General features: G+C 68.3%; 17 protein-coding genes. 6 read left to right on the top strand and 11 right to left on the bottom strand.

Translation table 11 applies throughout. From position 1 onward, the window contains the following. Positions 1–58: 58 nt before the first annotated feature. Positions 59–2,911 carry an Hsp70 family protein gene (locus ACN20X_RS27300; RefSeq protein WP_473210074.1) on the top strand — a complete coding sequence of 951 codons (2,853 nt, stop codon included), beginning with the start codon at positions 59–61 and terminating at the stop codon, positions 2,909–2,911. A 77-nt stretch (positions 2,912–2,988) separates the two neighbouring features. Here the strand turns inward: ACN20X_RS27300 and ACN20X_RS27295 are convergent, their stop codons facing one another. Next, complete coding sequence (locus tag ACN20X_RS27295) at positions 2,989–4,902, bottom strand: trypsin-like peptidase domain-containing protein (RefSeq protein WP_046986553.1); 1,914 nt, start codon at positions 4,900–4,902, stop codon at positions 2,989–2,991. Between the two features lie 203 nt (positions 4,903–5,105). Between ACN20X_RS27295 and ACN20X_RS27290 the strand changes: the two genes are divergently transcribed. Next, on the top strand, positions 5,106–6,548 hold the full coding sequence (locus tag ACN20X_RS27290) for an NAD-dependent succinate-semialdehyde dehydrogenase (RefSeq protein ID WP_016450856.1): 1,443 nt from the start codon (positions 5,106–5,108) through the stop codon (positions 6,546–6,548). Between the two features lie 57 nt (positions 6,549–6,605). On the opposite strand, the gene ACN20X_RS27285 is transcribed toward ACN20X_RS27290, so the two are convergent. The 4 genes from ACN20X_RS27285 to ACN20X_RS27270 form a co-directional block, all read right to left on the bottom strand. After that, complete coding sequence (locus ACN20X_RS27285; protein WP_046986552.1) at positions 6,606–7,139, bottom strand: GNAT family N-acetyltransferase; 534 nt, start codon at positions 7,137–7,139, stop codon at positions 6,606–6,608. Positions 7,140–7,220: 81 nt separating this feature from the next. After that, positions 7,221–9,206, bottom strand: a complete 1,986-nt coding sequence (locus ACN20X_RS27280; RefSeq protein WP_267178091.1) for an FUSC family protein — start codon at positions 9,204–9,206, stop codon at positions 7,221–7,223. Beyond that, positions 9,203–9,664, bottom strand: coding sequence for a MarR family winged helix-turn-helix transcriptional regulator (locus ACN20X_RS27275; protein WP_046986550.1), 462 nt, complete (start codon positions 9,662–9,664; stop codon positions 9,203–9,205). Before ACN20X_RS27275 ends, ACN20X_RS27280 begins: the two co-directional genes overlap by 4 nt. Before the next feature lie 157 nt (positions 9,665–9,821). Then, positions 9,822–10,904, bottom strand: coding sequence for a YeiH family protein (locus ACN20X_RS27270; protein ID WP_473210073.1), 1,083 nt, complete (start codon positions 10,902–10,904; stop codon positions 9,822–9,824). 132 nt (positions 10,905–11,036) lie between these two features. Between ACN20X_RS27270 and ACN20X_RS27265 the strand changes: the two genes are divergently transcribed. After that, positions 11,037–11,942 carry a LysR family transcriptional regulator gene (locus ACN20X_RS27265; protein WP_473210072.1) on the top strand — a complete coding sequence of 302 codons (906 nt, stop codon included), beginning with the start codon at positions 11,037–11,039 and terminating at the stop codon, positions 11,940–11,942. Positions 11,943–11,949: 7 nt separating this feature from the next. On the opposite strand, the gene ACN20X_RS27260 is transcribed toward ACN20X_RS27265, so the two are convergent. From ACN20X_RS27260 to ACN20X_RS27250, 3 genes are all read right to left on the bottom strand, one after another. Next, entirely contained in the window at positions 11,950–12,459 is a 510-nt protein-coding gene (locus ACN20X_RS27260; RefSeq protein ID WP_227469487.1) for a CreA family protein, read from the bottom strand. A 116-nt stretch (positions 12,460–12,575) separates the two neighbouring features. Then, a complete protein-coding gene (cphA, locus tag ACN20X_RS27255; RefSeq protein ID WP_017407310.1) occupies positions 12,576–15,155 on the bottom strand; it encodes a cyanophycin synthetase in 2,580 nt (859 codons plus the stop codon). Between the two features lie 66 nt (positions 15,156–15,221). Further along, positions 15,222–17,423, bottom strand: a complete 2,202-nt coding sequence (locus ACN20X_RS27250) for a cyanophycin synthetase (RefSeq protein WP_016450863.1) — start codon at positions 17,421–17,423, stop codon at positions 15,222–15,224. A gap of 218 nt (positions 17,424–17,641) precedes the next feature. Between ACN20X_RS27250 and ACN20X_RS27245 the strand changes: the two genes are divergently transcribed. From ACN20X_RS27245 to ACN20X_RS27235, 3 genes are all read left to right on the top strand, one after another. Beyond that, the gene (locus ACN20X_RS27245; protein WP_473210071.1) at positions 17,642–19,936 is read left to right on the top strand and encodes a cyanophycin metabolism-associated ABC transporter; all 2,295 of its coding nucleotides are present in this window, start codon (positions 17,642–17,644) and stop codon (positions 19,934–19,936) included. A gap of 3 nt (positions 19,937–19,939) precedes the next feature. After that, a complete protein-coding gene (locus tag ACN20X_RS27240; RefSeq protein ID WP_016448746.1) occupies positions 19,940–20,443 on the top strand; it encodes a cyanophycin metabolism-associated DUF1854 family protein in 504 nt (167 codons plus the stop codon). A 155-nt stretch (positions 20,444–20,598) separates the two neighbouring features. Beyond that, positions 20,599–21,033: a hypothetical protein gene (locus tag ACN20X_RS27235; protein ID WP_016450864.1), complete on the top strand. Its 435-nt coding sequence runs from the start codon at positions 20,599–20,601 to the stop codon at positions 21,031–21,033. A 24-nt stretch (positions 21,034–21,057) separates the two neighbouring features. On the opposite strand, the gene ACN20X_RS27230 is transcribed toward ACN20X_RS27235, so the two are convergent. The 3 genes from ACN20X_RS27230 to gspF all read right to left on the bottom strand — a co-directional run bounded on the left by ACN20X_RS27230 (position 21,058) and on the right by gspF (position 23,757). Continuing rightward, positions 21,058–21,531, bottom strand: a complete 474-nt coding sequence (locus ACN20X_RS27230) for an EF-hand domain-containing protein (protein WP_126310982.1) — start codon at positions 21,529–21,531, stop codon at positions 21,058–21,060. Positions 21,532–21,593: 62 nt separating this feature from the next. Continuing rightward, a complete protein-coding gene (locus ACN20X_RS27225) occupies positions 21,594–22,514 on the bottom strand; it encodes a 5'-nucleotidase (protein ID WP_126310981.1) in 921 nt (306 codons plus the stop codon). Positions 22,515–22,530: 16 nt separating this feature from the next. Continuing rightward, positions 22,531–23,757 carry a type II secretion system inner membrane protein GspF gene (gspF, locus tag ACN20X_RS27220; protein ID WP_016448742.1) on the bottom strand — a complete coding sequence of 409 codons (1,227 nt, stop codon included), beginning with the start codon at positions 23,755–23,757 and terminating at the stop codon, positions 22,531–22,533. Positions 23,758–23,870 lie beyond the last annotated feature (113 nt).

Raw genomic sequence — 23,870 nt, 5'->3', positions numbered from 1 at the left:
CCCGCCCCGGCGGCAGGCCCGGTCCGGGCCGCGCACCGTGCCCTGTATGACTGCCGATATGCCTGATACTGCCGCCCCCGCCTCCGCCACCCCCTTCGCTCCCGACGCCGCCCACATCGTGGGCATCGACCTGGGCACCAGCCACACCGTGGTGGCGCATGTGCCCGTGGGCGGCACGGCGGCCGACATCGCCTTGCTGCCCGTGGCGCAGCGTGTCTCGGCTGGCGAGGTCGCTGCCCAGGTGCTGCTGCCTTCTGCGCGCTACCAGGCGGCGCCCGGCGAACTGGGCGATGCCTGGCAGCAGCCCTGGGCGGCACTGGGCGCCGATGCGCAAGCGCCCGCCGTCAATGGCCGCTGGGCGCGTGATCTGGGCGCGGCCGTGCCGTCGCGCCTGGTGGCCAGTGCCAAGAGCTGGCTGTCGCACGCGGGCGTGGACCGCACGGCGGCCATCCTGCCCTGGGGCGCGCCCGAAGAGGTGGCCCGGCTGTCGCCGCTGCAGGCCTCGGCCAGTTACCTGGACCATGTCCGGCAGGCCTGGGACCGCACGCACCCCGGCGCGCCGCTGAGGGACCAGCTGGTCGTGCTGACCGTGCCGGCCTCATTCGACGAAGGCGCGCGCGCACTGACGCTGGAGGCCGCGCGGCTGGCCGGTCTGCCTGCGGTGCAATTGCTGGAAGAACCCAAGGCCGCCTTCCACGACTGGCTGGTGCTGCAGGGCGAACGCCTGGCGGCCGAGCTGGCGCACTGCCGCCTGGTGCTGGTGGTGGATGTGGGCGGCGGCACCACCGACCTGACCCTGATCCGCGTGCAGCCTGCTGAAGCTGGAGGCCTGCCCGTGCTGACACGCACGGCCGTGGGCGAGCACCTGATGCTGGGCGGCGACAACATGGACCTGGCGCTGGCCCATCGGCTGGAGCCGCAGTTCGCCCCGCCCGGCGAGCGCCTGCCCGCCGCACGCTTCGCCCAACTGGTGCAGCGCTGCCGCATGGCCAAGGAACAGTTGCTGGCCGACGATGCGCCCGAGTCCGTGGCCGTGACCCTGCTGGGCGGCGGATCGAAGCTGCTGGCGCAGACGCGCACGGCCACGCTGCGCCGCGACGAGGTGCGCGAGGCCGTGGTCGAAGGCTTCATGCCGCTGGCCGGCCTGCAGGATCTGCCCACCCGGCGCCAGGGCGCTTTGCGCGGCCTGGGGCTGCCCTATCCTGCCGATGCGGCGATCACACGGCACCTGGCGCAGTTTCTCGCGCAGCACGCGGCTGGGGAGTTGCCCGATGCGGTTCTGCTCAATGGCGGCGTCTTCCACGCCCATGCGCTGGCCCAGCGGCTGGTGGCGCAGCTGCAGGCCTGGCGCGGCCAGCCGCTGCGCCTGCTGCACAACCCGCATCCCGACTGGGCCGTTGCACGCGGCGCAGCGGCGCATGGCCTGGCCATGCATGTCCAGAGCCGTCCGTCTGAGGATCTGCCGGAATCGGAAGATGCCCGGACTGTGCCCGCCCCGGTACCGCGCATCGGCGGTGGCTCGCCGCGCAGCTACTGGCTGGTCCTGCCCGAGAAGGCGGGTGCCGCACCACAGGGCATCTGCCTGCTGCCGCGCGGCACGGAGGAGGGCGTGCGCATCGTGCTCTCCGGCCGGCGCTTTGCGTTGCGCCTGGGCCAGGCCGTGCGCTTTTCGCTGGTGGCCAACAGCCTGGCGGCGGCGCCTGCGCAGGCCGGCCGTATCGCGGCGCTCGACGGCGAGGGCTGGGTCGAGCTGCCCGCCCTGTCCACCGTGCTGCCTGCGCCCGAGGGCCGGGACAAGGCCCAGGTCGAAGTGCAACTGCAGGCCTGCATGACCGAGGTCGGCACGCTGGAGGTGCGCTGCGTGGCCGCCGACGATGCGCAGCGCCAGTGGTTGCTGCCGTTCAGCGTGCGCGGTGCGCTGGCCGCAGATGCGCAGGACACCGGCGATCTTTCTGCCCGGCAGGGCCGGCTGGCGGACGCCGTGGCCCTGATCGAGCGCATCTTCGGCAGCCAGGCCCAGGAGGTGACGGCCAAGGAGGTCCGCCAGCTGCGCCAGTCGCTGGAGCGACGGCTGGGCCCGCGCGAGGACTGGGACCTGCCGCTGCTGCGCGCACTGTTCGACGCCTTGCTGGCCCGCGCCAGGCGCCGCCGCCGCACGGCCGAGCACGAGCGCGTCTGGCTGAACCTGGCAGGCTGGTGCCTGCGCCCCGGCGTGGGCGCCGAGCTGGACGGCTGGCGCATGCAGCAGGTCTGGCAACTGCATGGCCAGGGCCTGGGCCATGGCGGTGAGGCGGCCAACCGCACCGAATGGTGGGTCTTCTGGCGCCGCGTGGCCGCGGGCCTGGACGAGGCCCGGCAGATGGAGCTGCTGGAAGAGGTTGCCGGCCACATGCAAAAAGCCGTGCAGCAGTCCACGCAGCGCAGCCAGGGCAAGTCCGCCCATGGCAGCTACGACGACATGCTGCGCCTGTTCGCCGCTATGGAAGCCGTGCCCTGGCAGTACCGCCAGGAAATGGGCCAGTGGATGCTGCAACGGCTGAAACACCCTGGTGAATCCGTGCAGACCTGGTGGGCCATAGGCCGGCTGGCCGCGCGCTTGCCGCTGGCGGCCAACGCCCACCGCGTGATGCCGCCCGAGGCTGCGCAGGAGTTCCTGGACGCCACCCTGGCCCAGGACTGGCGCCGCAATGAAACTGCCATGTTCGCCGCCGTGCAGATGGCCCGCATGACGGGCGACCGTGCGCTGGACCTGTCCGATGCCCAGCGCGCCCTGGTGCTGGAGCGGTTGCGCGGCGCCGGTGCACCGCAGCGCTGGATCGACCTGGTGGAACAGGTCCAGCAGATGGACGCCCAGGATGCGAAGCGCAGCTTTGGGGATAGCCTGCCGCCTGGGCTGGTGCTGGTGGGGTGAGGGCTGTTGTCCCAAGAAGAAGGCCCCGCAGTGCGGGGCCTTCTTCTTGGGGACGCACTGCGGTGCAGTGCGCGTGCTCACTGGGTTTTCCAGACGTAGTAGCCCACACCCTCATATTTGAAGAAGGGATACTTGGTGATCACCTGATCCCGCTCTGCAATGTTGATGGTGTAGAAGTGCGCACCAGTCTGCTCGTTGAAGAAGCGGAATATGGGGACTGTTCCATTGACTGCAGTTTTGGCGGCATACCAGGCGATGCCTTCATCGATGAAGCCGGGATAGTAGATCTTCACCTGGTTGCGCTCGAAGGCGTCGATGGTGAAGAAATGCGCGCTTGTATTTCTATTGAAGAAGCGGAATACGGGATCCAGCCCTTGTTGCATTTGGGTGGATGCATAGAAGGCCACGTTTTCATACTGGAAGGCCGGATAGGTTGCAATCACCTGATCGCGCTCTTGTGCATTGGCTGTGTAGAAATGCGCACCGGTGACTCGATTGAAGAAGCGATAGACGGGGGTCCGTGTCTGGGAGGTGCCGGTAATCGGGTCTGCTGCAAGCCATTTCTGAACATTGGGAAACAGCAGATCGAAGCGTCCATAGATGGACATGCCGCCAGAGGCAGGGCAAGTCTGGTCGTCGCCGCCATAGAGGACCCCGGCCAAACGTCCTTCCACGAACATGCCCGAGCCGCTGCTGCCTCCTTGCGTCAGCCCTTGATCCCAGTTCACCAGGTTGAAGCCACCGCTGACATTGGCGCATTTCATCATCCCTTCGCTGGAAGGCTCGCATGAGACTGATCTGGAGACTGTGCCGAAACTGATTTTCTGCAGATCGCCTCGGGGATGGTGGATGCCCACCATGCTGGTGCCACCAGCCACTGTCTGGCTGGTCCAGCCTGCAAACACCGCACCGGCTGGGGGCGCATCGTTGAGGCGCAGCAATGTGGAATCGTAGTCCGCCGTCGCATAGAGCAAGGTGGCACCGTTTCGCAGCACCCTGTTTGCGGATGACAACGTGCGACTGTTGCAGGAGGGCGTGCGATAGAACCAGGAGGTTTCCAGGGTGGAAGCCACTGTCTGGCTGCTGATGCAATGGTTGGCCGTAATGAAGTAAGGCGTGCCGGAAGCGGCCTTGTCATTGAGCAGCGTACCCGTGCACAAATAGCCCGCACCGTTCTTCACATAGAGCATGCGTGCTACGGCATTGCGTTGTGTGCTGTAGTTGTCGTAGCAGGTGGAGTCCAGATTGCAGGACAGGGACTCGTTGAGCTGGGCCGAGAACTGCATTTCGCTTTCCAGCGGAAGCGAAAGGTTCTCGTGGATATGCATCACGCGCGGGATGGCGATGCGCAGCGCGTCGGCGGGAATGCCGGGTGGCAGTTCGATCTCCAGCGTCACCTCGTCACCGCCGGTGTCCGGCGTCCACCAGGTGCGACCATCGGTGGTTTTGTCTCCCGCCTCCAGATTGGCCTGCAGACCCTGCAGCACGCGCTGGCCGGCGATCTCGTAGGCGCCCGCACGATGGTCACGCGCATAGACGCGCAGCAGCGCACTGCCTGGCAGTTGCTGCATCTCGACGCCCATGCGGATGCCGTAGGCGCCTTCCGAACGCAGGCTGACAGCGGCCACCAGGCCGCCCGAGGCCGTCGAGTGCCATTGCAACTGCGAGGCCAGCGCGTCGGTCGTGGCCGTCTGTGTGCTCAGTCGCTGCGCGCCCACCTGCATGGCGCCGTCCTGCGGGGCCGATGCGGCGTGGTACTCCTTCCATGCGCCCAGTTCCACGCGCAGTGGTGTGACCTCGGAAGGGGCGGCCAAGCTGCGAGATGCCAGAAATTCCCGAGGGGAGTTCAGAGGCTGGACATGGTGGTCCACGCTCATGGCGGGGTAGGCAGATTCCTGCCCCCATGCCAGCCCCAGGCTGCCTGCGAAGGCGAGCGCCAGCGCGACGCTGCGCAAGCCCCTGCGCGCAGTGGTGTCGAAAAGATCGGTCATGAGCTCCCTCTCAACGGATTGGTGGATATTGCGAAACCCGGGCATTTTAGGTGTTGTGTGCGTGACAGCCCGGTGACGGCAGGGCCGTCCGGCGCTTCCTAGAATGGTCGCTGCGCTGCAGCGGCAGCCGGGTGCGGACACTGCGAGCGCCGTGCCTGCCCCACACATCTGCCCCCTGTCATCTACCAAGGATCTGATCCAGCATGAGCCACTCCTACTCCGACACCCAACTCCTGATCGACGGCCAATGGCAGGACGCCGCCAGCGGCAGGAAGATTCCCGTGCGCAATCCGGCCAGCGGCGAGGTCATCGGCCATGTGGCCCATGCCGACGTGGCCGACCTGGACCGTGCGCTGGCCGCCGCTCAGCGCGGCTTCGAGACCTGGCGCAAGGTCTCCGCCCATGAGCGCGGAGCCGCCATGCGCCGTGCCGCAGCCCTGCTCAAGGACCGGGCCGACGAGATCGCCGCCCTGCTGACGCAGGAGCAGGGCAAGCCGCTGGCCGAGGCCAAGGGCGAGATCCTGGCCGGCGTGGGCATCATCGAATGGTTTGCCGACGAGGCGCTGCGCGTGTATGGCCGCATCGTGCCCTCGCGCCGTCCCGAGGTGCAGCAGCTGGTGATCAAGGAGCCCGTGGGTCCCGTGGCCGCCTTCACGCCCTGGAACTTCCCCGTCAACCAGATCGTGCGCAAGATCGGCGCGGCGCTGGCCACAGGCTGCTCCTTCCTGTGCAAGGCGCCCGAGGAAACGCCGGCCGCGCCTGCCGCCCTGTTCAAGTGCTTTGTCGATGCCGGCGTGCCCGCCGGGGTGGTGGGCCTGGTGTTCGGCGATCCGGCCCAGATTTCCTCCTACCTGATCGCCCATCCCGTGATCCGCAAGGTCACGTTCACGGGTTCCACGCCCGTGGGCAAGCAGCTGGCGGCGCTGGCCGGCCAGCACATGAAGCGCTCGACCATGGAGCTGGGCGGCCACGCGCCGGTCATCGTGGCCGAGGATGCCGATGTGGCGCTGGCCGTCAAGGCCGCAGGCGCGTCCAAGTTCCGCAATGCGGGCCAGGTCTGCATCTCGCCCACGCGCTTTCTGGTCCACAACAGCGTGCGCGAGGAATTCACGCGCGCCATGGTCGCGCATGCCGAAGGCCTCAAGGTCGGCGATGGCCTGGTCCAGGGCACGCAGATGGGCCCGCTGGCCAATCCGCGCCGCGTCACGGCCTTGTCCCATCTGATCGAGGATGCGCAAAAGCAGGGCGCCAAGCTGCTCACGGGCGGTGCCTCGCTGGGCGGCGCGGGCAACTTCTTCGCTCCCACGGTGCTGGGCGACGTGCCGCTGAGCGCCGAGATCTTCAACCAGGAGCCCTTCGGCCCCGTGGCCGCCATCCGCGGCTTTGACGATCTGGGCGAGGCCATTGCCGAGGCCAACCGCCTGTCCTACGGCCTGGCGGCCTATGCGTTCACGCGCTCCATCAAGACGGCCCACCAGCTGGCCCAGCAGGTCGAGACCGGCATGCTGTGGATCAACCAGCCGGCCGTGGCTTCGGCCGAGATGCCGTTCGGCGGCGTCAAGGATTCGGGCTATGGCTCCGAGGGCGGCCCCGAGGCGCTGGAGGCCTATCTGGTCGCCAAGGCCGTGTCGATCGCGGCGGTGTAAGACAGGCATCTGCCCCATGGACTAGGCCGTCCCACTCGCGTGGGACGGCCTTTGTTTTCATGGGGCGGCAACGCCCGACGTGGCGACCCCTGGTATGCGGTAGACGACAAGCACGTACTTTGAAAGGCTCTGGCGCTCAACCTCCACGCCACCCAGCCCCTGGGCAATGCGCCGGCTGGCTGTATTGGGCTCGGCCACCGGATAGCGCAAGGACTGTGGCGCAAAGGTCGCTCGGGCCCATGCTGCCAGCGCGGCCACGGCTTCGCGGCCGTAGCCCTGGCCATGCACGTCCTCGCGTATCCAGATGCCGATTTCGGGCTCGGCGTCGCGCGCGCGGTGCAGGCCCAGCAGGCCGGTGAATCGGCCTGACGTGCGCTCGCGCAGCGTGAAGTTGAAATCCGTGCCGGCTGCGATCTCCTGCAGCCATCCGCGCCAGACCGCCTCGAACTCGGCAGGCGTCAATGGCGGCTCGAACGACAGGTAGCGCGTCAGCGTGGGCGTGATGCAGGCAAAGGCCTCATCGGCATCGGCGGCGGTGAAGGGGCGCAGCGCCAGGCGCTGTGAGGTGATGGTGGTGTCGCTCCACGACATGGATGCTTTCCTTGCAACAGGGGGACAGGGAGCGTGGGGCGCTGCCGGCCTGGGCAGGCCATTCTGGCATGGGTCCGTGCTTCAGCCGGCGTTGCGGAAGAAGGCTTCATGCTGCGCGATCTCATGCGCGGCATGGCGCAGCTGGCGCGCCTGGTCGGGATGGCGTTCGGCCACGCGCTGCGCCAGCGCGCGCAAAAGCGGCGGGCACTGGCCGGGCGCCTGCTGCAGCCGCTGCAGGCGCAGCAGCGCGGCGCGCACGGCGCGGGCGGTGCCGTCGCCCAGGGCCGCTTCCCCGGACAGCTGGTGCAGCGCCTGGATGGCGCGGCCCACATGCAGTGCGGCCAGGCCGCACTCCGCTGCCTGCGCACCCAACTGCCCTCCGGCCTGCTCCGACATGCGCACCAGGCGCAGCAGCCGGTGGTACAGGCGGGCGCGCCAGATGCGGCCATCGCGCGCATGGCCGGGCGTGGCGGCCATGTCCTGCAGCTCGTGCACCATCATGGAGCGCAGGCTTTGCAGCCGGCCCTGCAGCGTGACCGGCAGGATGAAGCGGTAGGCCGCCCAGCCGGCCAGCGGCCCGGACACCACGGCCAGCCCCAGGGCCAGCGCATGGCCGAAGCTGGCCGTCTGCGGGTAGTGGGGCTGCAGCAGGAGCAGCAGCACCATGTTGCAGTCATAGCCCGAGAGCGCGGTGCGCTGGTGCGAGAACAGCAGTGCGCCCACGTAGACAAAGGGCAGCATCAGCCACACCAGGCCCGCCTGGCTGCTGGCGAACGGCCAGGCCAGCCACTGGCAGGCCAGGGCCACCAGCACGCCCATGGCCTGGCCCAGGGTCACATGGCGCATGGTGGCCGACGGGTTCTCGAAGCCCGAGAACACGGTCAGCATGATGGACATGCCCAGCAGCATGTAGGCACCGCCACTCCAGCCCGTCACCACCCACAGCAGGCCCACGATGGCGATGGCCGCACTGGCACGCAGCATGGCGCGGCGCGCGCCCAGCCAGTCGCTGTGCAGCACCACCGGCCATTGGCGGGCGCGGTGGCCGGGCGGCAGGGCCACGTCATGGGTGGCGGCCAGGTGGGCCTGCATTGCAAAGCCCATCGGGGCCAGCATGTCGGCTGCGCCGGGCCAGGCCACGGCGGCCTCGCGTGCGCGCACCAGGGCCGCCGCGGCCTCGTGCAACTGCACGCGCGTCTCCAGCGCCAGGGCGGCTTCACGCAGTGCCTGCGCGGCGGCCAGGGCCTGCGCCTCGCCAAAGGCCGCAGGCGGCTCCTGTGATGGTGCATCGCGCAGCCACAGCAGGGCCGAGATCTGGGCATTCATGAGCCGGCGCAGCGCGTGCACGGCCTCGCGCGAGCGCTGCGAACCGGCGGCGTGCGGGTCCAGCCCTTCCTCGATCACCGCCATGGCCAGCAGGCGGGCAGCGATCTCCTGCGAGCCCAGGGACGAACGGCCGCGCGCCTGCAGGCTGTCGGCCAGATCACGCAGCAGTTGCGCGAACAGCTGGCGCACCTCGGCATTGCCGGGAATGCCGCTGCCCTTGGGCGTGAACAGCCAGCCCACGAGCAAGGCTGCGAATACGCCGGTCAGCGCCGTGAACAGCCGGTCCCAGCCCAGGGCGAAGACCTGGTCGGGATGGGCGAAGTCCAGCAGCGCGACCATGGCCGCCGAATAGCCGGACAGCATGGTGCCGTAGGCCACGAAGCTGCGCTGCAGATTGCCCACGCCCGCGCACAGGCCCAGCCACACGGCCAGGCCCAGCACCAGCCACAGCAGGTTTCCCTGGGCCAGCAGCACCAGGCCCACGCCCACGGCCGTGCCGGCCACGGTGCCTGCGACCCGGAAAAAGCTTTTTTCGAGCAGTTGCCCGCGCAGCGGCTGGGATGCGGCCCAGGTGGCCATGGCAGCCCACTGCGGATGCTCCAGCCCCAGTTGCCAGGCGGCCAGCAGCGCCAGGCAGGCTGCAAAGGCCGTGCGCAGATGCTGGCGCAGGCGCACGGGGTCGAAGCCCCAGCGGACCGAGGCCTGCAGCAGGCGGCCATAGGCATCGTGGAGGGCGCTCATGGCGCGCCTTCCGTGCGCAGCGCGGCCATGCGCGCCTGGATCTTGGCCATGCCGGCCAGCATGGCCTCGACCTCGGCATCGTCCAGGTCCTTCAGCATGGCCAGCTCGGCCTGCAGCATGGTGGCGCGCACGCGGTCCACGGCGCCGTTGCCTTCATCGGTTAGGAAGATGCGCTTGCTGCGCCGGTCGCCGGGGTCGGCGCGGCGTTCCACCCAGCCGTGGCCTTCCAGAATATCGAGCAGGCGCACCAGGCTGGAGCCGTCCAGCCCCACGCGCTCGGCCAGTTCCTTTTGCGTGACGCCGTCGCCCCAGGCGCGCAGGTGGATCAGCGGCGCCCAGGTGGCATCGGTCAGGCCGTCGGCCAGCAATTGCTCCTCGACCTGGCGGCGCCACTGGCGTACCAGGGTGACCATGAGAAAGCCGAGACGGGCGCGGGGAGGGGCAGAGGCAAAGGACATGCCTCGATTATCTTTGTAGTTCAATTAATTTGCATTGCAAATTAATTGTGCCTGCATTTGATTTAAGGGTATTCCCTTGTTCTGGAAGGCAGGCCGTCCATGAAAAAGGCCCTGCGAGACGATGCCTCGCAGGGCCGGTCGAGGGATGCTGGCAGCTTCAGAGCAGGCCGGGCACCCAGCGGTTGAAGAGCAGGCCCGCTACCAGCAGCCATGCGAAAAGCAAGGCGGCCAGCAGCAGGGGCTTCGTGCCTGCGGCACGCACGGCGCGGACATGGGTGGTCAGGCCCAGGGCCGCCATGGCCACGGCCAGCAGCGCGTTGTCCAGCTGCACGCCCACCTGCACCACGGCAGCGGGCAGCACGCCCAGCGAGTTCACGCCGGCCATGGCGACGAAGCCCAGCGCGAACCAGGGAATGGTGATGCGGCGCGGCTGGCCGTCGCTCACCTGGCTGCTGCGGTTGCCGCGCGCCACCGCCATGGACAGCAGCAGCAGGAAGGGGGCCAGCATCATCACGCGCACCATCTTGGAGATCACGGCCACGTCCGCAGCTTCGGGCGCAATGGCTTCGCCGGCGGCCACGACCTGGGCCACCTCGTGCACGGTGGAGCCCACGTACAGGCCGTACTGCGCGGGCAACATGTCCAGCCAGCCGTGGGAAGCGTTCCAGTGGAACAGCGCGGGGTAGAGAAAGGTGCCGACGGTGCCGAAGACCACCACGGTGGCCACGGCCACGGCCACGTCCTCGGCACGTCCCTTGATCACGGGTTCGGTGGCCAGCACGGCAGCGGCGCCGCAGATGGAGCTGCCCGCGCCGATCAGCACCGTGGTGCGCGCATCCAGCCCGAAGACGCGGCGGCCCAGCCACTGCGCCAGCAAGAAGGTGCTGCCCAGCACCAGGGCATCGACCACCACGCCGGCCATGCCCACATGGCCTATGTCCTGGAAGGTCAGCCGCAGGCCGTAGAGCACGATGCCCGCGCGCAGCAGGCGCTGCTTGGCCAGGCCCACGCCGGCATGGCAGCTGGGCGCCAGGCGCGGATAGACGGTGTTGCCGATGACCAGGCCGATGCAGATGGCCAGCGTGAGCGCGCTCAGGCCCGAGCCGGCCAGCAGGGGCTGGCGTGCGCCCCAGGTGGCGGCTGCGGCAATGGCGCCTGCCAGCAGCAGGCCGGGCGCAAGCTCGGTCAAATGGCGAAGCCAGCCAGGGAGGGAGGAGCGTGGGAGGGAAGTGGTGTTCATGGTGCCTGCGCGCCGCGTCAGGAGCGCGGTGCATGGGAGGCACTTTAGATTTCTTGGCTATATTCGTATAACGAATAGTTTTTGTAGCATCAACCGGGGAAACAGGTTGATGCCTCGTCCAGACTGCACGCCATGCTGCATCTCACCCTGCGCCAACTTGAAATCTTCTGCGCCGTTGCCCAGGCCGGCTCCACCGTGGCGGCGGCCGATGCCGTGGCCCTGTCGCAGTCGGCCACCAGCGCCGCGCTGCAGCAGCTGGAGCAGGCCATGGGCGCCCAGCTGTTCGAGCGCGTGGGCCGGCGGCTGGCGCTCAACGACGCGGGGCGCGCCCTGCTGCCCGAGGCGCTGGCGCTGCTGGAGCAGGCCAGGGGCATAGAGCAGGCGTTTTCGGTGCGGGCCGCCAGCCTGCCCGTGCGTCTGCGCGTGGCAGCCAGCACCACCATAGGCACCTATGCGCTGCCGGCTGTGCTCGCGCACCTGGCGCGCAGCCAACCGCACCTGAGCGTGGACCTGCAGATCGCCAACACGCGCGAGGTGGGCCAGGCCGTGGAATCGCTGGACGTGGACCTGGGCCTGATCGAGGGCACCAGCCACTGGCCCGGGCTGGAGGTCGAGCCCTGGATGCGTGACGAACTCGTCATCGTGGCCGCAGCACAGGACCCGCTGGTGCAGGCTGCCGGCCAGCGCCCGCTGGGCGTGGCCGCCTTGCGCGGTGCGCGCTGGCTGCTGCGCGAGCCGGGCTCGGGCACGCGCGAGATGGTGGAGCATGCCTTGCTGCCGCATCTGCACCAGTTGCCGGCCGCGGCCACGCTGGGCAGTTCGGAGGCGATTGCGCGCTGCGTGGCGCAGGGCCTGGGCGTCAGCTGCCTGTCGCGCGTGCTGGTGCAGGCCCTGGTCGCCTCGGGAGAGCTGGCCGTGCTGCCGACCACGCTGCCGCGCATGTGGCGCGATTTCTCGCTGGTGCAGCGGGCAGGCAAGCGCCGCTCGCCGGCGCTGGCGGCCTTCGTGCAGGCCTGCAGGTCCCAGGCGCAGGAATGAGCCCAGGCTACTTTTGCAGCGGTATCGGCGTGTTGCGCGGCACGGGCACGGCCGTGACGCTGTTCTGCGGCGAGCCTTCGATCACGCGGTCCGAGTAGGTCATGTAGACCAGGGTGTTGCGCTGCGCATCGACCATGCGCACCACGCGCAGGCGCTTGAACAGCAGCGAGATGCGTTCGGTAAACACCTCGTCCTGCTGCTTGAGCGGCGCAGGGATCTGGATGGGTCCGGTCTGCACGCAGCTGATCGAGGCTTCGGCGCGGTCCTCGGCCAGGCCCAGCCCGCCCTTGATGCCGCCGGTCTTGGCGCGCGAGACATAGCAGGTCACGCCCGCCACCTTGGGATCGTCATAGGCATCGACCACGATCTTGTGGTCCGGGCCTATGAACTTGAACACCGTGTCCACCGCGCCCACCTGCTCGGCGCGCGCACCGCAGGCGCCCAGCAGCAGCGTGGCCAGAGCGGCCGTGAGCAAGGCCCGGCCTCGCGGGAAATACTTCGCACTGGGTTTGATCATGGCGTTGCGTATGAGAGTGGCGCGGCCCAACTCAGGGACACCGAGGAAGGGCCGCCCCGCCCCGAGGGTGTCGTCCCCCTCCCGCGAAGCGAGAGAGGGGGAAGGCGCAAAGCGCCTCAGGGGGTGTTTTCACCCGCCACATGGCGGCGAAGATGCTCCAGGGCTTCCTCGACCTGATCCACCAGCACCAGGCACAGGTCGCCGGGCGTCAGCCGCGCCAGCGCGTGGTCGATGGCGTTGAACTCGCCCTGGATCTGGGTCACGTAGCCGGTGCGCGGTGCGCCTTGCAGGCCTTGCTGCAGCAGGGCCAGGACTTCACCGTCGGCGCGGCCGCGCTGGCAGGCATCCTGGTAGAGGATGACGTCGTCGAAGGCGCGGCCCAGGATCTGTGTCTGCTCGGTGATGTCCTGGTCGCGGCGGTCGCCCGCGCCGCTGATGACCACGCTGCGGCGCTGGGCCGGCATGGCATCCACGGCCTGCACCAGGGCGCGGATGGCGTCGGGGTTGTGGCCGTAGTCGGCGATCAGCGTGGCGCCACGGTAGTCCATGACGTTGAAGCGTCCGGGGGCGTTGTCGCTGTCGTTGACGAAGCCGGCCAGCCCGCGGCGGATGGTCTGCCACGGCAGGCCCACGCCCCAGGCGGCGGCGATGGCGGCCATGACGTTCTCCACCTGGAAGGTGATGGTGCCGTTGCGCGTGATGGGGATCTCGCGCAGGGCGATGGTCTCGCGCCACGAACTTTCGGCCGCAACGATGCTGTCGCCGTCCACGTAGACCACGCGGTTGCCCTGGGCGCGGTGCGTGGCCATCACGGGGTGGTGGCGGTCGGCCGCGAAATAGATGACCTTGCCCGGCGAGGTGGAGGCCATGGCGGCGACCAACGGGTCGGCGGCGTTGAGCACGGCATAGCCGTCGGCGGCCACGTTCTGCACGATGACGCGCTTGAGCACGGCCACGTCTTCCACCGTGGTGATGTAGTTCAGGCCCAGGTGGTCGCCCGCGCCCACGTTGGTGACCACGGCCACCTGGCAGCGGTCGAAGCCCAGCCCTTCGCGCAGGATGCCGCCGCGCGCGCATTCGAGCACGGCCGCATCGGTCTCGGGGTGGGCCAGGGCGTTGCGCGCGCTGCGCGGGCCCGAGCAGTCGCCGCTGTCGATCTGGCGGCCGTTGACGTAGACGCCGTCGGTATTGGTCATGGCCGTGCGCCAGCCATGCGAGGTGAACAGGTGGGCGATCAGGCGCGTGGTCGTGGTCTTGCCATTGGTGCCGGTGACGGCCACCAGCGGGATGCGGCCATCCTGGCCGGGTGCGAACAGCTCATCGACCATGGGCACGCCCACGTTGCGCGGCTTGCCGAAGGACGGCGCCAGGTGCATGCGCAGGCCCGGCGCGGCGTTGACTTCGACGATGCCGCCGTTTTGCTCCTCCAGCGGGCGCAGCATGGTCTCGCAGACCACGTCCACGCCGCAGATGTGCAGGCCGATGGTCTGGGCGGCCTCCACGGCGCGCGCAGCGATGTCGGGGTGCACGTCGTCCGTCACATCGGTGGCGCTGCCGCCGGTGGACAGGTTGGCGTTGTTGCGCAGCACCACGCGCTGGCCCTGGGCCGGCACGGATTCGGGCGTGAGCCCTTCGGTGGCGATGCGCGCGATGGCGATGTCGTCCAGGCGGATCTTGGTCAGCGCCGTGCCGTGGCCCGAGCCGCGGCGCGGGTCCTGGTTGACCAGCTCGACCAGTTCGCGGATGGTGTGCTGGCCGTCGCCCAGCACCTGGGGCGGCTCGCGGCGCGCAGCGGCCACCAGCTGGCCGCCGACCACCAGCAGGCGGAAGTCGTGGCCCGGCAGGAAGCGTTCGACCATGATGTCGTCGCCGAATTCCGAGGCGGTGGCGAAGGCGGCCTTGAGCTGCTCGTGCGTGGTGATGTTGACCACCACGCCCTTGCCCTGGTTGCCGTCCTGGGGCTTGACCACCACGGGCAGGCCCACTTCCTGGGCCACGAGCCAGGCTTCTTCCACGTCCTTGACGGGGCGGCCCAGCGGCACGGGCACGCCGGCGGCGTGCAGCAGGCGCTTGGTCAGGTCCTTGTCCTGGGCGATGGACTCGGCCACGGCGCTGGTCTGGTCCAGCTCGGCGGCCTGGATGCGGCGGGCCTTGGAGCCCCAACCCAGTTGCACCAGCGAGCCCGAGGTCAGGCGGCGGATGGGAATGCCGCGCGCCACGGCCGCATCGACGATGGAGCCTGTGGAGGGGCCGATGCGCTCGTCCTCGTCGAGTTCACGCAGCTCGGCCACCACCTTGTCGGCGTCGAAGGGCGTGTCGGCCAGTGCCGACTGCAGCAGCGCACCGGCCTGTTCCATTGCCAGGCGGCCCACGGATTCCTCGGTGTACTCCACCACCACCTGGTAGGTGCCGGCTTCCACGGTCTCGTGCGTGCGGCTGAAGGTCACGGGGCAGCCGGCCTGGGCCTGCAGCGACAGGGCCGCCACTTCCAGCACATGGGCCAGCGACAGGCGCTGGTCGGCACCGTGCGGCTGCAGCGTGCCGATCTTGGGAAAGCGTGCGCGCAGCCGGTCCTCGAACCCTGCCAGGGCCGAGTAGTCACAGTCGCCGGGCTCGCATTGCACGATGGCTTCGATGGCGGTGCTGCGGGTCCAGAGATTGGGGCCGCGCAGGGCTCGGATGCGGGTGATCTGCATAGTGTCTTCTTTCGGAGGGCAGGCCCGCGTCGCCGGGCCTGCCTGCATGTCATCGTGTGGTCGGGCTCAGGCGGCGGCGGTGGAAACCGCAGCGGCGGCCGGCGTGTAGTCGAAGGTCTTGATGCCGGCGACGATGAGGTCGGGGGCAATGTCCATGGACCACGCCGCGGCAATGGCAGCGAGCAGGGCCGGCGTGTCCGGGCGCAGGCCACCGGGCAGGCTCAGCGCGTCCAGCGTGCCCAGCACGCGCTCGGCGGCGCCCGTGGCCAGGATCACCTGGTTGCCGCGCACGAAGACGGCACGGCCTTCGCTCTCGCAACGGTGGGCCGCTACCACGGGGCTGTCTGCCTGCATGGAATAGAACAGCACCTCGCCGTCGCACAGGCGGGCCAGGTCGGCCACCTGTTCGATGTCGGCATTGAGCACGCCCGCGCCTTCGTCCAGCACCACGTCGATCTGGGTGCGCATCACGCGCGTCATCTGTGACTGCTCGTGCACGTCATGGTCGGGCAACTGCTCGAAGCCGTCCATGTCGGTGACCACGCCGACCAGGCAGCGGTCGTAGGCCAGGCCTTCCTCCAGGATGGAACGGGCCGTGGTCTGGATGACGGCGGCCTGGGCCAGGCGGTTGGTCAGCAGCCGGTGGGCGCCGGCCCAGTTGGCGGTATTGGTCTTCTGCGTCTGGCGGTTGGACAGGAACATGCCTTCGCTGCTGGCCACGCCCGTGAGCTTGCCCGACAGCTGCAGCAGCCAGCCCACCAGGCGGGCCGTGAAACCGTTGTTGCGCGTGCCGGCAATGCCGACCAGGGGGATGCGGCCGGCGCCCGTGCCCTCTTCGGTGCGCGGGAACAGGTGGTCGGCGATGGCCATGCCCACGGGGCGCGGCGCGCCGCTGGTGGGCTTCAGATGCATCAGCAGGCCGGGGCCGGCGTTGACTTCGAGGATGGCGCCGCCCTGCTCCTTCATGGGGCGCGAGACGTCCTGCAGGATCATGTCCATGCCCGCGATGTCCAGGCCCACGATCTTGGCGGCCAGCGTGGCCATGTAGGCCACTTCGGGATGGACTTCGTCGGTGCAGTCGATGGCCATGTTGCCGTTGCGCTGCAGCAGCACGCTGGTGCCCTGGGCAGGAATGGTGTCGGGCGTGACGTTCTGGCGCTTGAGTTCCAGCTTCACGGCCGGGGCTTCGAGGTTGATCCAGTCCAGCGGGTATTCCTGCTCGGGGCCGCGACGCGGGTCCTGGTTGACCACGGCGACCAGTTCGCGAACCGTGGACTTGCCATTGCCGGCCACGCTCACGGTCTCGCCACGGCAGGCGGCAACCACCTTGCCGCCCACCACCAGGATGCGGTGCTCGGTGCCGTCGATGAAGCGTTCGACGATGACGTCCGAGCCTTCGGGCTGGGCCAGCGCGAAGGCGGCCTTGATGTCGGCCTCGTCGCGCAGGTCCAGCGTCACGCCGCGTGCGTGGTTGCCGTCCGAGGGCTTGACGGTGACGGGAAAGCCGATGTCCTGCGCGACTTCCCAGGCTTCCTCGGGGCTGTGGACGATCTGGCCTTCGGGCACGGGCACGCCGCAGGCGGCCAGCAGGCGCTTGGTGAAGTCCTTGTCCTGGGCAATGCCCTCGGCGATGGCACTGGTCTGGTCGCTCTCGGCGGTCCAGATGCGGCGCTGCGCGGCGCCATAGCCCAGTTGCACGAGGTTGCCGTCATTGAGGCGGATGTGGGGGATGCGGCGCTCGCCGGCCGCATCGACGATGCAGCCCGTGCTCGGGCCCAGGTAGCGGTCGTTGATCTCGGTCTTGATGGCCTTGATGGCGGCCTTCAGGTCGAAGGGCTCGTCATTGATGGCGGCCATGATCAGCCTGTGGCCATGGGCCAGGGCCGTGCGCGCCACGGTTTCCTCGGGGCAGCGGAAGACCATGCGGTACACGCCGCGCTGCGAGATCTCGCGGGTCTGGCCGAACTCGGCAGGCATGCCCGCCAGGTTCAGCAGCTCGATGATGATGTGCTCCAGCACGTGGCCGCACCAGGTGCCGCCTTCCAGGCGCTGGATGAAGCCGCCGCGCTCGCCCACGCCGCAGTGGTGCTCGACCAGGTCGGGCAGCCAGGCCGTCAGGCGCTCGTTGAAACCGGGAAGCTTGTTCGAGGGATAGTCCTCCAGCTCGCCCAGATCCAGCCAGACCTCCAGCACGGGACGGTAGGTCCAGACGCTGGGTCCACGCAGGTAGGTGGTGCGCAAGAGTTGGATGTCTTTGAATTTCGCCATGTCGGTCAACGGGTAAGCGTGAACGACGACCCGGATTCGGATCGCCGGAGAATGGGAGAGGATTGTGCGCCCAGAAAACCCATGCGCAGTGTTGTCAGCCTAAACCAGGGTTGGCGCGTTGAGCAGGGTATGCCGTGCAACGCGCGGGATATCCACCGGGGAGCTGCGGTTGCCCGCATGACACCAGGAGCCGCCAGGGGCGGGAAAAACAACTCAACATGCAAGAACACCATTCTGTGGACGTTTCGGCCTTCCTTGCCAGCCCCCGCGGGGCTGAGCTGCGAGCCAGGCTCGCTTCCAATGAAAACGTGCTGGCCCTCGCCACGGTTGACCTGACCCTGGATATGCGCTTCGGCGAAGGCTGGGTTGTCCTGACCAACCAGCGCCTCATCGCCTGTGATCCTGAAGATCAGCGATGGAGTGAGTGGATACTCTCTGTCGATCAGAATTTGCGTACGCTGGACCACGGCGGCGTGGGCAACCTCGAATTGCATGGTCCTGCGGCTCGGCTGGCGCTGTGGCGCTTCACCTTGCGCCACCAGGCGGGCGTATTGCGCCTGCTGCAACAGTTCGATCACCAGCGTGAGCGCATGGCGCGTGGCGAGGACTTCGACGGGCCCGAGGACGATGTGCCCCGCTGCCCGGCCTGCCAGACCGAGCTGCCGCCCGAGGCCGACGAATGCCCGGCCTGCGCACGCCAGCAGGGTCCGCAGATCTCCACCTGGGTGCTGCTGCGCCTGTGGCGCTTTGCCCATCCCTACCGGCACCAGCTGCTGCTGGGCTTTTTGCTGACCCTGGCCTCCACGGGCGCCACCCTGGTGGCGCCCTATCTGACCATTCCCATCGTGGACAAGATCCTGATCCCGTTCCAGAACGGCCAGCAGATCGACAGCAGCCTGGTGGTCTTCTACCTGAGCGGCCTGCTGGCTGCGGCCCTGGTGGCCTGGGGCCTGGGCTGGGCGCGCACCTTCGTGCTGGCCAAGGTCTCCGAGCGCATTGGCTCGGACCTGCGCACGACCACCTACAACCACCTGCTGACGCTGTCGCTGGACTACTACGGCAGCAAACGCACGGGCGACCTGATGGCGCGCATCGGGGCGGAAACAGATCGCATCAATTTGTTTCTATCCTTGAACGCGCTGGATTTCGCCACCGATGTGCTGATGATCGTGATGACCTCGGTCATCCTGTTCTCCATCAATCCGTGGCTGGCCCTGGTCACCCTGGTGCCGCTGCCCTTCATCGCCTGGATGATCCACCTGGTGCGTGACCGCCTGCGCACGGGCTTCGAGAAGATCGACCGCGTCTGGTCCGAGGTGACCAATGTGCTGGCCGACACCATTCCCGGCATCCGCGTGGTCAAGGCCTTCGCCCAGGAAAAGCGCGAGGCCGACCGCTTCGCCCAGGCCAATCTGGTCAACCTGCAGGCCAACGACAAGGTCAACAAGACCTGGTCGCTGTTCACGCCCACGGTGACGCTGCTGACCGAGATCGGCCTGCTGGTGGTCTGGGGCTTCGGCATCTGGCTGGTGGCGGGCGGCCAGATCACGGTCGGTATCCTGACGGCCTTCATCGCCTACATCGGCCGCTTCTACAGCCGCCTGGATTCGATGAGCCGCATCGTCTCGGTCACACAGAAGGCGGCAGCCGGCGCCAAGCGCATCTTCGACATCCTGGACCACGTGAGCAACGTGCCCGACCCGGTCAACCCGGTCAAGCTGCCGCGCGTGCAGGGTGCCATCACGCTGGACAACCTGACCTTCCGCTACGGCAGCCGCGCCGTCATCAAGAACCTGGATCTGCAGATTCGCCCGGGTGAAATGATCGGCCTGGTCGGCCACAGCGGCTCGGGCAAGAGCACCCTGGTCAACCTGATCAGCCGCTTCTACGACGTGAGCGAAGGCTCCATCCAGCTCGACGGCGTGGATATCCGCCGGCTCAAGGTGTCGGACTTCCGCAGCAACATCGGCCTGGTGCTGCAGGAGCCCTTCCTGTTCTTCGGCACCATTGCCGAGAACATCGCCTACGGCAAGCCCGACGCCACGCGCGAGGAAATCGTGGCGGCCGCGCGTGCGGCCCATGCCCATGAATTCATCCTGCGCCTGCCGCACGGCTATGACTCCCTGGTCGGCGAACGTGGCCAGGGCCTGTCCGGCGGCGAGCGCCAGCGCATCTCCATCGCGCGCGCGCTGCTGATCGATCCCCGCATCCTGATCCTGGACGAGGCCACTTCTGCCGTGGACACCGAGACCGAGAAGGAAATCCAGAAGGCGCTGGACAATCTGGTGCAGGGCCGCACGACGATTGCCATCGCCCACCGTCTGTCCACGCTGCGCAAGGCAGACCGCCTCGTGGTCATGGACCGGGGCGAGATCGTGGAAGTGGGGCCGCACGACGAACTGATGGAAAAGCAGGGCGCCTACTGGCGCCTGTACCAGGCCCAGGCGCGGCGCGCCGAAGAGGATGCCCAGGCCGCAGGCCTGACCCTGGTCGCAACCACCATCGAGGAATAAGCCATGTCCACTGCCCAACATTGCGCCGCCGGCGCCGATCTGAGCCGCGTACGCGTGGAGCGCAACGCCCATGGCCGCCTGGTGCTGATCCTGGCCGACGGCACGCGCCATGAATCCGTGGTGCCCGTGCGCGCCTTTCCGATTGCCGCGCCGCTGCAAGGCCTGTCCCTGGTCTGTGCCGATGGCAAGGAGGCGCTGTGGGTGGACCACATGGACCACCTGCCCGCGCAGGCCCGCACGCTGATCGAGCAGGATCTGGCCGTGCGCGAGTTCGTGCCCGTCATCCAGCGCATCCGCAAGGTGTCCAGCTATTCCACGCCCAGCACCTGGGACCTGGAGACCGACCGCGGTCCCGCGCAGCTCGTGCTCAAGGCCGAGGAGGATATCCGCCGCCTGTCGGGCCGCACGCACCTGATGATCACCAGCCAGGACGGCGTGCAGTTCAGCGTGCCCGACAGCACGGCGCTGGACCGTGCCTCGCGCAAGATGCTGGAGCGTTTCCTCTAGCGCCTGGTCAGGGTGGTTTAAGGGTTTACCCTTGGTTTGAGGCAGGCCTGGGCGTCTTTCAAAAAAAGCGCTTCAGTTCTTTCAGGTTCTGTCGATGATGAGGCGACGGCGGGAAATTCCCGCCCACAGCACACATCCAGCAAGAGGGTCGAGCCATGCCAATTCCACCTGTTGACCGATCGCCCATACCGTGGCGCCCGCAAAGCGCCGATCTGTACTCCACCGGCGCGTCGGGCGCGGTGCCCGTGCGTCCCGTGAACGCTGCCAATCCTGTCGAATCCACGGACCGCATCGGAGAAGGCCGTGTGATTCGCGATCCTGAAAAACCGTCCGTGGTGGACCAGGAAAACCGCGACTGGACGCTGGCCGAGGAGATCAAGCAGAAGGAAGAGGTCGAGGAGCCGCCCAAGGAGCCGATTTCCAAGCAGCTCATCGAGTTCATCCAGTCCATGTGGCGCGCCAGCGCCATGGCCGTGGAGCAGGCCCAGGAGGTCAGCAAGGCCGATGACGTGGCCCGCAACAAGCTGCAGGTGCGCGAGGAGCCGTTGACCTATTCGGAACCCAAGGTCAAGCGTACCGGCGGACTTTGAGTGTCAGTGGCTGAATGCGCAGGCTCAGTCCTTTGAGCCTTCGCCTTCCTTCGTGTCCCTGGCAGCGGACACGGCTGCGGCATGCTCGGCGGCCTTTGCCTCTTCGGCCTGCGCCTTGGCCTTCGCCTTGTCGCGCTCGGCGCGGTACTTGACGGCAAAAGCCTGCACCTCCGCATAGGAGACGTAGCCGTCCTTGTCAGTGTCGGCCTCGTCGAAGGCCGCCGCCAGGCGCGGGAACAGCGCCACTTCGGTGCGGCTGAGCTTGCCGTCCTTGTTGAAGTCCAGCATCTTGAATTCGCGCTGGGCCTTGATTTCCCCCTTGGTCAATGGCGCCGGGCTGGCCGAGGCTTGTCCGGTGGACGCCTTGTCGGCCGTCTCGGCCGCCTGCGCGCGCGCGACGGGCAGCATGAAGGCGCTGGTCAGCAGGACGGCAGCGGCGGCCTGCAGCACAGGTGGCCGGCGCAGCAGGGCAGAGCGGTTCATGAGGGGAAAATGCATTGGCTTTATTTGGGCACGGAACCGGCATTTGCAAGCACGGCCGGCCCGCCCTTTGCAATTGTTTACTTCAGCGGATCGGCGTCCGGATTGGAGATGCCGCTGTTCACATGGCCTGCGGGCACATGGCGGGCCGCCGAGCTGACATGGCCCGATTGGTCGTCGAAGAAGAAATCCGGCTCGAACTCGCGCAGGAAGGGGCCTTTTTCCAGGCCGCCGAGGAACATGGCCTCGTCCACGGTGATTCCCCAATCGAGCAATGTGCGGATGGCGCGCTCGTGCGCCGGCGCACTGCGCGCCGTCACCAGGGCCGTGCGAATGCGCATGGTCTGGGACGAGTCCGCCTGCTGCTGAAGCTGGTGAAGGGCTTGCAGCAGGGGTTTGAACGGCCCTTCTCCCAGGGGCGTGGCGGCATGGGAGACCTCATGGCGCAGAAAGGCCGGCAGCCCGCCTTGCTGGTAGATGCGCTCGGCCTCGTCGGAGAACAGCACGGCATCGCCGTCGAAGGCAATGCGCACTTCCTGCGGGTAGCGGTCGCCTGCGGGCGTGGAGTCGACCATCACGCGCGCAGCAGGAAAGCCGATGGACAGGGCCTTGCGCACATCGACCTCGTTGGCCGAGAGGAACAGGTGGGCGCCCAGCGGCCGCAGGTAGGAAAACGGATCGCGCCCGCGCGTGAACACGCCGCGCTCTATGTGCATGTCGGCCGCCTTGGCCGAGGCGAACACGCGCATGCCGCTGGCCGGGTCGTTGCGCGAGAGCATCATCACCTCCACGCGCTGCACTTCGGGCGTATTGAAGGCCAGCAGCTTGCGCACCAGCGGGAAGGCGATGCCCGGGCGTGCCGGCTGGTGCACCAGGTCCAGCTGGCGGCGCATGTAGGCCTGCTCGTCGCCCGCATCGAACAGCCGGTTCTCTTCCTCGAAGTCGAACAGTGCGCGCGATGAGATGGCAACGACCAGCTTGTCTTGCAGGGTCACGGGCATGGCTTGGCGCTTGTCGCTATTTGACGAACTGGTTGAGCTGGATGATGGGCATGAGCACGGCCAGCACGATCAGGGCCACGACCATGCCCATGGCCACGATCAGCAGCGGCTCCAGGATGGTGGCCAGGTGCATGGCGCGGCGCTGCACCTCGGTGGACAGCTGGTTGGCCGCGCGCTGCAGCATCACGGGCAGCTGGCCGGTCTGCTCGCCCAGGCGGGCAAACATGGAGATCAGGCCCGGGAAGCGCTTTTTCTGCGCCAGGGCCGAGGCCAGCGGCGCGCCCTCGCGCACCAGGGCCAGCGCGTCCATGGCATCGGCGCGCAGCGCGCGGTTGCCCAGCGTTTCGGCGGCGGCCTGCAAGGCCTTGAGAATGGGCACGCCTGCGCCCGCCAGCATGGCCAGCGTGCCGGCAAAGCGTGCCGCGTTGTAGTTGCGCGCCAGCCGGCCGATCAGCGGCAGGCGCAGCCACCAGGCGTCGAAGCGCTCGCGCAGCACGGGGTTCTTCATGGACAGCCGGAATCCCACGGCGCCCAGCACCAGGGCGATCAGCGCGGCCCAGCCATAGCTGCGCACAAAGTCGCTGAGCGCCAGCATGGCCACGGTGAGCCAGGGCAGGGCGCGCTTGGTGCCCGCGAACACGCTGGCCACCTGGGGCACCACGTAGCTGACCAGGAACAGCACGATGACGATGGCCACCAGGGTCACGATGGCCGGATACAGGGCTGCGCCAATGAGCTTGGACTGCAGTGCCTGGCGCGATTCCAGGTCGTCGGCCAGCCGCTCCAGCACCGGGCCCAGGCTGCCGCTGGCCTCGCCGGCGCCGATCACGGCGCAGTAGATGTCGGAGAACTCGCGCGGATGCTGGGCCAGTGCCCGGGCAAAGGTGGAGCCTGCGTTGACCTCGGCGCGCAGCGCGGCCACGAGGTGGTGCTGGCGCGGGTCGTCGGCTTCTTCGGACAGCGCGGCCAGGGCGCGCTCTATGGGCAGACCTGATCCGACCAGACCCGCCATCTGGCGCGTCCACACGGTGAGCCCTGTGGAGCCAAGGACGGGGCGGGTCAGCCAGCGCGAGGCGCCGCCCTGCGGGCCGGACGCGGACCCCGAGGCCACGATCTCCACAGCCATGGGCACCAGGGCCTGGGCGCGCAGCTGGCTGCGCGCAGCGCGCGCGTTGTCGGCTTCGATCGTGCCCTTGCGGGTCTGACCTTGGGCATCCAGGGCTTCGAAGGAAAAGGCAGGCATGCGCGGCGGGAGTCGGGTGGGGCTGGGGAAGGATGGCGTTCAGGAAACGCCAGGCGGCGATCCAACCCCCGATGGTAGCCGCTGCCGGTGACGGCTGGATGGCGAGGCCGTCT

The organism is Delftia sp. PX-1, assembly GCF_055797465.1.
The sequence above is the reverse complement of the archived record's forward strand: the minus strand, read 5'-3'. Positions and strand labels throughout refer to the sequence as shown.